A 12,702-nucleotide genomic window follows, 5' to 3' on the forward strand; every position below is an offset into this window, starting at 1 on the left:
TGACCTGCGATCGCGTGTTTATTCATGGTATACTTTTCACCGTGGGCAAATGTGCCTGCCTATCGACTCAATATATAAGGTGGCAGACGGGGAGACGAAAAGAGCGATAAGCTTCGCTTGTGCCGAAGGCAATCGCACGCCCTAGCTAGACATCTCTAATCGGTTAGAGGAGAGATTGCGATCGCTAGATGCTCCTAAAGGTGGACACATTTTTCCATGGTGAAGTTAACCCGTGCAATCCTCAATCGGGCAATTGACTATGTAGAATTATAATATCCCTATCAATGGTATCAGATTAAATATGGTTTCCTCCGTTACCATCAAACCTTCTACTCTAATTGGTAAAATTCAACTCCAGCGAGTTGAAGAACATACGCTGTTTAAATTTACTGACGATCTGCAATCCCGAATGGAAAAACTACTCGAAAAGAAAAAAAGCGATCGCTTAACCCTAGAAGAAATCAGCGAACTCGCAGCGATTGGCGAACTTGATCGCATTTTCACTCATATCAATGCTATGCTCCTCGCTCAAAAATGACTGTTAATGAGACAGTACGTCAACAAGTGCGAGAGCGAGCCAATGGATTGTGCGAATATTGTCATTCTCCCGAACAGATTTGTACAACTCGTTTTACGATTGACCATATTTTACCCCGTTCTCTTAACGGTTCTGATCACTTAAATAATCTGGCTTTTGCTTGTCGCCGTTGCAACGAGCGTCGCTATAATTTCGTAGCTGGATACGATCACATCACTGAAACGATTGTTCCTCTTTTTAACCCGCGTCAGCAACAATGGTCAGACCATTTTATCTGGAGTGCGGATGGGAAAGAAATCCTGGGAACAACCCCTATTGGTCGAGCAACGTGTGATCGGCTTGATCTGAATGATACCCGCTATCCAGAAGAGGAATCGATCCGAAGTGCGCGAGAATTATGGAAAAGAGTCGGGTTACACCCTCCCAACACTGATCCTTGCCAATCCGCTTAAACAAGTGCGATTAGCGAGAGCTAGTGCCGAAGGCGATCGCGTATTGGTTTATGGTATACTTTCAATTGTGGGAAAATGTGCCTGCCTATAGACCTCATCAACAGTAAACCGTAGGGTGGGTTAAGCGGTATTCAATTGAGAGAACAAATCATTTAATTACCTATCCGCTGTAACCCACCAAGTTATCGTTTCTAACCTACATTACCTACATTCAAGGAATGCACCTGACGGATGTAGCAAGCCCATGCGATCGCTCTTTCGTTGATCCAGATGCCTTGTGATAACACAGATGACACCGATTTAATCACATTCTGCTGTAGACTCACGGTTAAATGACACAGATGGACACAGATAACTGAATAATTCCTACCCCCATCGAATAATCCTGTCATCCTTTGCCCATTGAGAACTAACGCTTCAGTGTAATCAGTGCTACTAAAATCTCCCCTCCCCACCCCTACCGTTTCTATAAATCTGTGCAATCAGTGTTTCGCGCTGTGCTACCTGAAAAATCCCATCGACTGGCATAGCACACCTAATATTTATGATGGATGGTTCCTCGTAGGGGCGCACAGACGTGCGCCCTTTCCCAACGTGCGCCTTTGTTGGTAAATGGTGTCACTGAGGATTATCCCTTCATAATCATTGCGATCGCGTCACCCATCCGATTATCCTTAGACTTGGGGGAAAAGCTTGAATGCTGTTAATTTGTGTCTGTGCCTTTGTATGGAGAGATAGCGCTAATGGATGAACAAGCGGCTGTATTACTGGAAAAAATTCGCCAGCAATTTGATTTTGGTCCCTATCCACGAATTCCTATAGACCGCTCCCCGAAAGATAATGTTAGCGAACTCTATATTCATAATTTTGTCACACCTTACTATGTAAGAAATCAAAAGGTAATAGATACGGAGCAGACAACTATTTTAGATGCTGGCTGTGGTACAGGATATGGAGCTTTAATTTTAGCCGAAGCCAACCCGGGCGCAAAAATTGTCGGGATTGATATATCAGAGAAATCCCTGGAATTAGCGCATCAGCGTTTAAAGCATCATCGTTTTGAGCAGGTAGAGTTTCATCAGCTCTCTATTTATGAGCTGCCTCAGCTCGGTTTAGAATTTGACTACATTAATTGTGATGAGTTGCTGTACCTGTTTCCTGATCCAGCCATTGCCCTCCAAGCAATGAAGTCGGTGCTGAAGCCACAGGGGATTATTCGCAGCAATCTCCACAGCAAACATCAGCGCGTTCACTATTTCCGCGCTCAGGAAGCGTTCCAGATGATGGGATTGATGGATGACAATCCGGAGGATATGGAGATTGAGATCGTCTTAGAAACAATGAAGGCGTTGAAGGATGGCGTTAACCTAAAAGCTAGAACTTGGACTGATAAGTATGAGGGAGAAGAGGGAAAAGGAACAGTTTTAATGAACTATCTGTTCCAAGGAGATAAGGGCTACACAATTTCTGATTTATTTGCGGCGTTGAGAGCAGCAGACTTAGAATTTATCAGTATGGTCAATTGGCGGCAATGGGACTTAATGAAGCTGTTCAAAGAGCCGGACAACTTGCCTGTGTTTCTAGCAATGAGTTTACCAGAGATTTCAGAGGAACAGCGACTGCGCTTATTTGAGCTATTACACCCCATCCATCGACTGCTGGATTTTTGGTGTGGGCATCCTGATCAAGCTCAACCCTTTGTACCGATTGCCGAGTGGACGAATGCTGATTGGCAGGAAGCCCAGGTGCATTTGCATCCTCAGCTTAGAACCGCAGCCGTCAAAGAGAAAATGATTTGGTGTATTAGGCAACTCAACCCGTTTGAAATCAGCAAGCATTTGCCTGTGACGGGAGAGTCAAGATTGGTAGACAGTACTATTGCTGCCTGTCTGTTACCCTTGTTGGAGTCACCTCAGTCGATGCCATCTCTGGTGGCGCGATGGCAGCAATTGCGCCCAGTGCATCCGGTTACGCTGGAGTTTACCAACCAAGAGGAAGCGTTTGAGATTGTCAAACAGGCACTGACTGGACTGGAGGAAAATGGATATGTGTTGGTAGAGCGTGCATCGTGAGTGACTGGGAACCCAGAAAAAAATTTTTTTGACGTCAGGTGATAGGAAAACAGTCGGAACTGGGTAAGTTACATTCAGGAGACAAAAGTCAAGCATCCCCCATCTCAAGGAGAAACCGTTCATGAAAACTGAACTCAAAGCCAAGTTCTTACAGCATCTCAGCCAGAAAAAGCAGGATCAGGGTTTCACGCTGATTGAACTGCTGGTCGTGATCATTATTATTGGTATTCTATCTGCTATTGCTCTGCCTTCCTTCTTGAACCAAGCCAATAAAGCTAAGGAGTCGGAAGCCAAGCAATATGTTGGTTCTGCTAACCGTGCTGAACAAGCTTATTATCTAGAGAGATCGGAATTTACAAGTGACTGGGGAGAGCTGGGTCTTGGCATTTCCACGCAGACGGCAAACTATCAGTATACAGTTCCTACGAAAGCTGGTGATCTAGGTGCAAAAGTAGAAATTGTAGGAACCGCATTTGACGGCAAGACCAATACTCTGAGAGCGTTTGTAGGAGGTGTGCAGGTTGGGGAAATTAAGGGTACAGGTGAAACCACTACATTAGCTATATTGTGTCAATCAGCAGATCCACAGAAGGGAACTGAGGCTGGTGTTAAATTGAAGCCTAATACAGACACAGCTCCAGAATGTAATGATCCGACCTATGAAGATTTAAGCAATTGATTTCCAGCCAAAAAGCTCTCACTATATCAAGCTTTTTGACTAGTTCAGTTGCAGCATTTTACAGCAGTAGGTTCATTAAGTCTCCCTACTGCTGTCTTTACTATTTTATTTTTCTGCAATTTGGATCAGAATCATGACTGCTAACAAGGTTTCTTCAGAGTCTGTAAATTTGCAGCAAGAAGCATACCAATACCTGATTCAGAGTGATTATGCAAAAGCCGCAGAGCTTTATCAACAAGCAATTGCAGCTAAACCCAGTGTTAAACAGTATTACTGGTATTTAGGGTTAACTTTACTTCTACAAGGACAAGAAGCAGAAGCTCAGACAACTTGGATGCTAGCAATGCTGGAGGGTGAAGCGGAGCAGTTAGACGAGTGGACAAATGAACTGATCGAAGTGTTACAACTCGAAGCGGAGCGACAGGAAACATTGGAGGATTATCCAATGGCTTGGACACTCCGCCAACACATCCGGGAAATTCGCCCAAGTGAAATTAATAATTTACTACAAATTATTCAACTTTCTATCAAGCTGAAACAATTTACAGGAGAGGATTTGCATTCTCTTGGGATTATCGAGATACTTCAGTTAAAACAAGGAGTTCATGTTAATTCTGATCTATTGCTGCAAGTGTTGCAAAATGTTCTAGATTACGCTCCGCTTGATCCGGGGTTGCCTGAATTCGCCGAAGCCTGCTTGCTCTACACTGATAAACCTCAGACTTTTATTTATGTATTGATGCTGGCGGCAACTAAAATTGCTTATGGGATAGGACAGTACCAAAGAGCGATACAGCTAGCCCAAATATGTTTGCATTTAGATGGGGAAAATATAGAAATATTAAGTCATTTATCCACTTTTTATATCCGCAACCGTCAGGACGATCAGGGTATAGATATCGCTAAATTATGTTGTTCTTTGGCAAAAACACTACCCGAAAAAGTGTTTGCATGCTATCTGTTGCTACGAGGGTTGATGGGTACGGGTGGTCATTGGCAGGAAGTTCTGTCTCTGTTAAACCATTACGAATCATTATTACTGTCTTTGATTGAGGCTCAACCTACTTTAACTGACAGAACCTCTACCTCCCGTCTGGTGAACTCAACCTTTTTTTTGCCTTATATTAGAGACGATTCAACCGCTAATCGTTGGATTCAAAATCAGGTGGTTCAGCTTTGTCAAGCGGGCATTGAATGTTATGAAAAGGAGCGCGTGGAACGATACCATCAGCGCACCTCACACCCAGGTAGCAAAGGTACTGCTGTTCAATCCCTGAAAATTGGATACTTGTCTCATTGCCTGGGTAGACATTCTGTTGGTTGGTTAGCTCGATGGGTATTTGAGTATCATGACCGCAATCAGTTTGAAATTAGTGCTTATTTTATCAACTATCAATCTCGCCTTAAAGATCCTCTACGAGATTGGTTTGTTGAACACGCAGATAAAGCGCATAAATTTGAAATGAATTCTCTGGAAATAGCAGAGAAAATTTATCAGGATGAAATTGATATTTTAATTGATCTTGATAGCATTACCTTAGATATTACTTGCGAAGTCATCGCGCTAAAGCCAGCCCCTATTCAAGTCACTTGGCTGGGTTGGGATGCTTCCGGACTACCCGCGATTGATTACTTTATGGCTGATCCCTACGTTTTACCCGATTCTGCACCAGATTACTATCGTGAAACAATCTGGCGCTTACCTAACACCTACATTGCTGTAGATGGTTTTGAAATTGGTGTACCAACGTTACGCCGCGACCAACTCAATATTCCCAACGATGCAGTGATTTATCTTAGCGCTCAGATGGGTCATAAACGGCATCCAGACACGGCACGTCTGCAAATGCAAATTCTCAAACAAGTGCCGAATAGCTATTTTTTGATTAAAGGGATAGCCAATCAAGAGTCAGTCAAAAAATTCTTTATCCAGATTGCTGAAGAAGAGGGAGTTGATTGCCAGTACCTACGATTTTTACCAGAAGTGGCTTTAGAAGCAACTCACCGAGCTAATCTAGGTATTGCGGATGTGGTATTAGATACCTATCCTTATAATGGTGCAACCACAACTCTCGAAACCCTCTGGATGGGTATCCCTCTAGTCACGCGAGTGGGACAGCAATTTTCCGCCCGCAACAGTTACACCATGATGATGAATGCTGGTATTACAGAAGGGATTGCCTGGACAGATGAAGAATATGTCGAGTGGGGTGTGCGCTTAGGTAAAGATGAAGCGCTGCGGCAACAAATCGCCTGGAAGCTGCGACAGTCCAAGCAAACAGCACCATTATGGAACGCCAAGCAGTTTACCCGCGAAATGGAAAAGGCTTACCAGCAAATGTGGACAAGATATATTGAACAGACGCAATAATTAGTAGTGCTTTATACACTGTCACTCTAGAAATTACCAGACTAAAAAAGCGTTGATCAAGTACAATCCGACTAAAATAAAAAGCAGTGAAGATAGGATGATGATTTAAGCAAAAAATTAATCACTTACGGAAATAACCATGCCAGACGTAAAGCTTCTTTCTCCCAAACAACTTACTCTCTCTATTCAGCTAGACTTGCAAAAAATCCAACCTTACTGTGGTACACCCATAGCGGCTGTCTACGCAGATAGTCTGTTGCGAACCTTGAGGACTATTCGCGATCAGTTTCCCTTTGAACCATTAACCGAAATTCTGATGGCTTTTTACGACGCGATCGCCTTTGAGAATCGCTGGATTGACTATCAGGCTAATCAGTATAAAGAAGTTGGCGATCTCCTCACGACTTTAGTTAATTCCCAACTGAGTAATGAAGAAGTCGAACAAACCATTTTAAGTCTGGAAGATTTGGGCTTCGACACCCTGCCCTTTGGGGTAGAATTTAACTCCAGTATTGAGCTAGACAAGGATGAGAACTAAATAATATGCAGACCAAGGATAGTCCGCAACATTTTCTCGATACCTCCGTTGTCCGTTCTCTGCTCTTGGGGACTCAAGCTTATCAGCAGTATTTTAACTCCAACCTTGCCGAACGTCCCCTCTACATCTCCAACTACATACAAATGGAGATGAAACGCAGTTATCTTATCAATATTATCTCATTCTACTGGCGTGACCCAGCTAAAATGATGCATTAGGAAATTGGCGCCAAGCCTTGTAATATAAAGGTTGTAGCGTTTTTATAAAGTCACACTTAAGCTGGGTCATGGCACTACTGGACTGACACAGCTAAAATAGGACTTTGTTTGTAGTGAGAACTTTAGTTCTCTAACGCCTAGCTGAAGAGGGCTAAAGCCCTCACTACGTACCGAATCTAATCCACCAATTAAGGTGTGCCACGCCACTACTTTGTTCTGCGCTTAGTGAGCCATTTCTCGTTGCAGCGTAAGCCACTCCTGAACAACCTGCTTATAAAATGCTTCTAAACCCGCAACACAGGCTTTGTCATCAAAGAGACGTTCATGACTCTCCTTCATTCGTTCTGCAATCTCCCGTCGCCAAGCTAAATCTAGTCCCAACTTAACCGCAATCTCAATATAATCCGCTTCATCTTCAGCAATCGTATCTGTCACACCAATCATTTTCAGGAAACTATCCGAGTGACGACCCCGCATAAATTCCCCTGGGCGAGTAACAATAGGTAGATGACAGGCGATCGCCTCTAAGCTCGTATTCCCACCAGACCAGTCAAGTGTATCCAGATAAACATCTGAGAGTAAGTTAATCATCAGATAATCCAACCGCTCTGGAATAGTCAAGAACACACAATACTCTTCATATTTTAGCCCAACGGCGCTAAACGCACGCTCAAGACGCGGCTGAAGCAACTCACCACGCAGAAACAGAAACCGTGCTTGTGGAACCCGACGCGCAATTTCAGCAAAAATATAATCGTATTGTGGCAAATACTTGAAAGGTGCTTGGCAACACAGATAAAGTACCGCCTCCTCTGGTAACTGATAATCTGCTCTAGTTTTTGTGCGTGGCGGAATATAAGGTTTAGGATAAGAAACCCCAATATTGGGCAAACGAATCAGCGTTTCTGAGTAATGCTCTTGAGCATTTCCCGGTTCCATTAACTCGCTGGATAAAAAGTAATCAACGGTTGGTAAACCCGATGTAACCGGATGTCCCCAAGCCGTACATTGTACTGGTGCAAGTCGCAAAGCCGCCATTTGCAGGGTTGGCGCATCCATACCAATTTCTGGAAATACCAAGATGTGCAGTTGATCAGCAATAATCTGTTTGCAGGTTGCTTCTAAATTATGAGGAATGTAGTGAAACACATCACTATACTCCTGAAACTGTTGGGTAATCAAGTCGGGAGTACTACCCGTGTAGTAACAATAGACTTCAAAATTCTGTTTATCGTGATGACGCAGCCACCCCGTTAACCACAGGGTTCCACTATAGCAGTGTAGATAAGCCGAAACATAACCAATCCGAATCTTGTTATTCTGCTGAAGTGGAGACATTACTCTAGGCTCAATCCAATCTGGATAGTTAGCCGCCATAATTTGATGCACTAAGTTTCCATACTGGCGTTGCAAATCAACATCATTTTTCGCCTGATAGGAAATATAAAAGTTGGTCAGCCTACCGATACCTGCCAAAGCATCCTTTTTTTCGGCATAGGATTCTAGAGAGGTTTCCTGAATCAACTGTTGAAGTCCAATTTTATAGCGTTGACGATAAAAACTTATTTCCGCTGGAGAATCATAGATTATCGGTACAATTAAATGTTTGAGAATTTTAAAGGTATAATCGCTCGGTAATATCTGCGATGCCTGATTCGCCCAGGCGATTGCTTCTTGGGTACGTCCATGTCTCTGTAATTCAATAATTAATGTAAAATGAAGACGACCATCTGTAGGACACACTCTAACCCCTTCTTGGAGTATGCTAAACACTTGGTCTAAGAGCTTGAGCTTTTTATAACACTGGCTTAAGCGCCAAAAAATCTCTGGAGTTCCTGTTTGGCTAGCTAAAATCCGTTGATATTGCTCAATTGCCTCTTGCCATCTTCCTTCCTGAAAGAATTTATGGCTCAACTTAAAAAAAAAGCTGCCAACTTCTCTATCGCTAAACCGACTTAGTGCATAAGTTTGCAAAGCGTCCACGTTGGCTTGTGCGATCGCCTCTTGATTTTCATTCTCTAAGATAATACGAGCCTGGAGGTGAGGCAAGAGCGATTTCCACTGCATTTCACCGAAATTTCCCACAAAAGATAGTTCTGCTCCCTCGGTAACATCTAAATCTTCCTGCATGAGCAGATTCATAGCGACACCCGACAAAAAGAGATTAGCCTCCTCCTCAGAAATATTAGTGGTGTCTATCAGCAACGTGATATAACTTCTATCTGGATGAGTCGCGATCGCTCTAATCACTTGTTCCAATTCTATCCCTAGTGACTCTTCAGGTTGAGACCAATCGGGGAATATAATTAAATTAATATCTCTTAAATTTAAAGGCAAGAGGGTAGCATCAACCAAAGCCGCACTAACGATTTCTGCCATTTTTGACCATGAGAACGTTTTCGCTTGTGCTAAACCCGCCGAAATTAGCGAGTTGCGAACCTCCGGTTTTTGCACATCACAAAGCGCATTGGTTAGTTCATTACTATCAGTGTCATTCACATATAATGCGGCTTCCCCAGCCACTTCAGGAATAGATGCATTGGCACAAGTTATCACTGGACAACCACAAGCCATTGCCTCCAAAATCGGCAATCCAAACCCTTCATACTTTGAGGGATAAACTAATGAAACAGCACCAGCATACGCGGCTCTCAACTCCTCGTCACTAAGTTGCAACATATGGACAACGCTACCCGATGCATAAGTTCTTAACTCTGGAGAAAGCAGGGAACCGCTACCCGTGCAGACAATATCAAAACCTTGTTTACTATACAGTTGAGCAAACGCTTGGAAAAATAGAATTGTATTCTTATACCCGCCTCCAGTACCTACCAGAATAAAATAAGGCTTCGAGATGCCATACTTCGTGCGAAAACTATTCACCGCCTCCAAATTCGCTGGAGAAAAGCCGCTTTTAACTCCACAAGCAGCCACCCTTACTAATTCTGGAGATATCTCTGGGAAAAACCTTACCAAATCACGCGCTGTATTTTCTGAAATCGCCAGATAAGCAGACGCCTGTTGAATCGCACGATGCTTTTCTTGCCACATGGGATTATTCATATCCCATCCCAGAACTTCTGGAATCATGTCATACGCCATAAAGACAGAGGGCGTTGACAGGGGTGTCGTATAGTAAGTAGAAATAAATAAATCAGCACCTTCCTCATCACAGATTTGCTGGAGCATTTCGCGATCAATATCTGTGCTACCGTAGTCATAAGGCGGTACAGTTCGATATTGAATACCAGGAATTTTCGGAGCAGTTCCAGCTCGGTCAAGAATGAGAATGTGCTGAGAAAAAGCCTTTTCTGACCATTCTTCTAATAATGACTGCCATAGACGAGCTATTCCAGTTTTGTATAGCTGAAAAAATACACAATCAATGGCAATTTTCATTCCTTCGGTAAAGACTAGATTATGTTCCTGATTCTTAGTTTCGGTTTTGACATAAAAATTTTGACGATTCTCTAATTTACCAATTGCTTTTAAATAATCTTGTTGTAGAAGTGATTGCTTACGTAATAATTCTGTCTGCCTTTGAGACAAATTATCAAATATCAATGGCGAAATTGTCTTGTCTGTCAGTAAGTGTAGAGAGGAACCATTAGAGTAATATTGTAGGTTAAACTTATCGGCAATTATAGATAGTGCTTTACTTGTATAGAGAGAAATATGCTGTCCTTCTTCCAGAGCAAAATACCACCACTCATCAGGTTTTGGGTTACTTTTCGGGATTAATTCTGTACTGAACAAAATATTTCGGGAATAATCGAGTATTTGCTTAATTTCTTGAAGTGGATTTACCAAATGCTCAAAGACTTCAAACGCCGTAACTAATTCATATTCATGATTTTGATGGGTCTGGGTTTCTGCTTCAAAACCTTGGGCAAAAATATTTTGACAAAATTTATCTTGCCAATAAAAATCAAACCCTGCATCTCTCATTATCCGCACAAATAACCCATATCCTGCTCCGTAATCTATAAATTTAGCTTCATGGTTAAAAAAATTAAAAATTATATGACTGGTAATTTTAGATAATTGAATATTTCTGAATACCAAACCCACATCACTACGAGCTATTGCTGTGGAATAAGCTTCTTCTAACCAGAATGGATCTTCAGTTTGAATAAAGCCGCAATTGGAACATTGGAAATAATCAATATTATATTGGTTTAATATTATTGCTTCAGAAAAATTATTGGCTTCTGAGTCACAAATTTTACACTTCATTGTTGATTGCATTTATTATTTATCAAAAAAAATAACCTTCAGACAATAAATGGTATTAATTTAAACAAGATATTCTTTCTTATCAAGTTCATTTTCCTAGAGTTAGGAGTCGTTTAGCGATCGCTCTCCTCTTCCCCCTCACCAACTTCACCCACCTGCTGCTGCAACTGCTCCAACTGTACCTTATACCCTGCCTCCTGAGGATGCAACTCAATCAACTTCTCCAACGGTGCGATCGCACCTTGAGTATCCTGCCTCTGTAACCGTATATCCGCCAACCCTTCCAGCGCCACCCGATTCTCCGGTTCCCGTTCTAAAACCAACTCATACCCCCGTTCTTTCGCCGCTAGCTGTTGATCAACCGACGCCTCTTCCGGAGTAGCCGTCGTCTGCGGTTGCTGTAAGGCATTACTATATAGACCAAATAGCCCATAGCCCGTAGATCCCAGAAAGGCTACCATCGAGAATACAAGAAGAATTCGTTTGAGGGGATTTTCCTTGGGTTTTTTATCCGCCATACCTACTTAAGGGTAAATGAATCTGCCAGCCAATCAAGTCCCGCTAGCTAGAACGACCAATTCAAACCAGCTTGAGCATTGAACAGTGAACCTGAGTTCACAGCTTCGTCCTATCCTTAACCTACCCACATCTCGACCCAGAGCGATCATCTAACCTTAATAATGCCTCAAACCAATTGTATCGGGCGCACGTTTGTGGTGATGACGCACGGGAAGTAAAGGGCGCACGTCGGTGCGCCCCTACGTGTCGGCTACAAACAGTGCGATCGCCTGTTCCCTTTGGGTCAATTCAATCGTGCGATCGCTCCCTTTTTCCTATTCCCATCAATTTTATCGGGCGCACGTCGGTGCGCCCCTACGTGCAGGCGACAAACGTTGCGATCGCCTGTTCTCGTCTGGTCAATTCCATCGTGCGATCGCAGCCTGATTTCCATTTCCGTCAATTTGACAGGGCGCAGGTCAATAGCCCCTACAATGCGATGGGTTTAATCATACTTTCTTAGTGCGATCGCCAATTTTCTCCAACTCCCCCGTACCCCAGAAACCCTATGGTTAAGACTTCTGGGAAAAGGTAGAGTCCAACAGCAAGCGATTGAGGAAATCACTGCATTACCCGAAGACCATCCTCTGCGGCAATCTGCGCTAGAGTTATTGTATAATTTGCAAGCCAACTTACAAGCTAACCAAGAACAACAATTAGACACAGAGGACAGGGAGTTAATTATGGCATTAGCACCCCTATATCGGCAACAACTCGACGCCGCGCTGCAACGAGGCATAGAGCAAGGCATAGAACAAGGCATAGAGCAAGGCATAGAACAAGGCATAGAACAAGGCATAGAGCAAGGCATACAGCAAGGTATGCAACGAGGTATGCAGCGAGGTATAGAACAAGGCATACAGCAAGGTATGCAGCAAGGTATACAAAGAGGCATAGAGCAAGGCATACAGCAAGGACAACGGCTGACTATCGAAAACCTCCTCCAGACTCGTTTGGGACAGTTAACTCCCACCCTCGCGGCTTTAATTACTCCCTTATCAGCATTACCCCCTCAGCAATTAACTCCATTTCTCTTACAT

At 43.1% G+C, this 12,702-nt stretch carries 11 protein-coding genes and 1 pseudogene; 9 read left to right on the forward strand and 3 right to left on the reverse strand.

Annotated features, from left to right (window positions below; translation table 11 throughout):
• The first annotated feature begins 301 nt into the window (after positions 1 to 301).
• Together RIE73_RS32885 and RIE73_RS32890 are read left to right on the forward strand one after the other, a co-directional pair.
• On the forward strand, positions 302 to 538 hold the full coding sequence (locus RIE73_RS32885; RefSeq protein ID WP_446405166.1) for a hypothetical protein: 237 nt from the start codon (positions 302 to 304) through the stop codon (positions 536 to 538).
• On the forward strand, positions 535 to 990 hold the full coding sequence (locus RIE73_RS32890) for an HNH endonuclease (RefSeq protein WP_446405167.1): 456 nt from the start codon (positions 535 to 537) through the stop codon (positions 988 to 990). Before RIE73_RS32885 ends, RIE73_RS32890 begins: the two co-directional genes overlap by 4 nt.
• A 191-nt stretch (positions 991 to 1,181) precedes the next feature.
• Here the strand turns inward: RIE73_RS32890 and RIE73_RS32895 are convergent, their stop codons facing one another.
• Positions 1,182 to 1,472: a hypothetical protein gene (locus tag RIE73_RS32895; RefSeq protein WP_446405168.1), complete on the reverse strand. Its 291-nt coding sequence runs from the start codon at positions 1,470 to 1,472 to the stop codon at positions 1,182 to 1,184.
• 261 nt (positions 1,473 to 1,733) lie between these two features.
• Here RIE73_RS32895 and RIE73_RS32900 point away from each other — a divergent pair, with 261 nt between their 5' ends.
• The 5 genes from RIE73_RS32900 to RIE73_RS32920 all read left to right on the forward strand — a co-directional run bounded on the left by RIE73_RS32900 (position 1,734) and on the right by RIE73_RS32920 (position 6,868).
• Positions 1,734 to 3,062, forward strand: a complete 1,329-nt coding sequence (locus tag RIE73_RS32900; RefSeq protein ID WP_446405169.1) for a methyltransferase domain-containing protein — start codon at positions 1,734 to 1,736, stop codon at positions 3,060 to 3,062.
• A gap of 121 nt (positions 3,063 to 3,183) precedes the next feature.
• Positions 3,184 to 3,741, forward strand: a complete 558-nt coding sequence (locus RIE73_RS32905) for a type IV pilin-like G/H family protein (RefSeq protein ID WP_446405170.1) — start codon at positions 3,184 to 3,186, stop codon at positions 3,739 to 3,741.
• Positions 3,742 to 3,874: 133 nt separating this feature from the next.
• Positions 3,875 to 6,112 carry an O-linked N-acetylglucosamine transferase, SPINDLY family protein gene (locus RIE73_RS32910; protein WP_446405171.1) on the forward strand — a complete coding sequence of 746 codons (2,238 nt, stop codon included), beginning with the start codon at positions 3,875 to 3,877 and terminating at the stop codon, positions 6,110 to 6,112.
• 139 nt (positions 6,113 to 6,251) lie between these two features.
• A complete protein-coding gene (locus tag RIE73_RS32915; protein WP_446405172.1) occupies positions 6,252 to 6,650 on the forward strand; it encodes a hypothetical protein in 399 nt (132 codons plus the stop codon).
• Between the two features lie 5 nt (positions 6,651 to 6,655).
• The gene (locus RIE73_RS32920) at positions 6,656 to 6,868 is read left to right on the forward strand and encodes a hypothetical protein (RefSeq protein ID WP_446405173.1); all 213 of its coding nucleotides are present in this window, start codon (positions 6,656 to 6,658) and stop codon (positions 6,866 to 6,868) included.
• Positions 6,869 to 7,090: 222 nt separating this feature from the next.
• On the opposite strand, the gene RIE73_RS32925 is transcribed toward RIE73_RS32920, so the two are convergent.
• A complete protein-coding gene (locus tag RIE73_RS32925) occupies positions 7,091 to 11,116 on the reverse strand; it encodes an O-linked N-acetylglucosamine transferase family protein (RefSeq protein WP_446405174.1) in 4,026 nt (1,341 codons plus the stop codon).
• Between the two features lie 101 nt (positions 11,117 to 11,217).
• Positions 11,218 to 11,622 (reverse strand): tetratricopeptide repeat protein, encoded by a 405-nt coding sequence (locus tag RIE73_RS32930; RefSeq protein ID WP_446405175.1) that lies wholly within the window; start codon positions 11,620 to 11,622, stop codon positions 11,218 to 11,220.
• A gap of 244 nt (positions 11,623 to 11,866) precedes the next feature.
• On the opposite strand from RIE73_RS32930, the gene RIE73_RS32935 reads away from it, so the two are divergent.
• Positions 11,867 to 12,049 carry a hypothetical protein gene (locus RIE73_RS32935; protein WP_446405176.1) on the forward strand — a complete coding sequence of 61 codons (183 nt, stop codon included), beginning with the start codon at positions 11,867 to 11,869 and terminating at the stop codon, positions 12,047 to 12,049.
• A 224-nt stretch (positions 12,050 to 12,273) separates the two neighbouring features.
• Positions 12,274 to 12,702, forward strand: a pseudogene (locus tag RIE73_RS32940) (flagellar assembly protein H); the annotation flags it as partial.

Source organism: Coleofasciculus sp. C1-SOL-03 (genome assembly GCF_040220555.1).
Classification (GTDB): Bacteria; Cyanobacteriota; Cyanobacteriia; order Cyanobacteriales; family Coleofasciculaceae; genus Coleofasciculus.

Coding starts and splice junctions, on each gene's coding strand:
- RIE73_RS32910 (WP_446405171.1), top strand. CDS start 3,875: ATGACTGCTAACAAGGTTTCTTCAGAGTCTGTAAATTTGCAGCAAGAA.
- RIE73_RS32930 (WP_446405175.1), bottom strand. CDS start 11,622: ATGGCGGATAAAAAACCCAAGGAAAATCCCCTCAAACGAATTCTTCTT.
- RIE73_RS32905 (WP_446405170.1), top strand. CDS start 3,184: ATGAAAACTGAACTCAAAGCCAAGTTCTTACAGCATCTCAGCCAGAAA.
- RIE73_RS32900 (WP_446405169.1), top strand. CDS start 1,734: ATGGATGAACAAGCGGCTGTATTACTGGAAAAAATTCGCCAGCAATTT.
- RIE73_RS32920 (WP_446405173.1), top strand. CDS start 6,656: ATGCAGACCAAGGATAGTCCGCAACATTTTCTCGATACCTCCGTTGTC.
- RIE73_RS32885 (WP_446405166.1), top strand. CDS start 302: ATGGTTTCCTCCGTTACCATCAAACCTTCTACTCTAATTGGTAAAATT.
- RIE73_RS32925 (WP_446405174.1), bottom strand. CDS start 11,116: ATGCAATCAACAATGAAGTGTAAAATTTGTGACTCAGAAGCCAATAAT.
- RIE73_RS32915 (WP_446405172.1), top strand. CDS start 6,252: ATGCCAGACGTAAAGCTTCTTTCTCCCAAACAACTTACTCTCTCTATT.
- RIE73_RS32890 (WP_446405167.1), top strand. CDS start 535: ATGACTGTTAATGAGACAGTACGTCAACAAGTGCGAGAGCGAGCCAAT.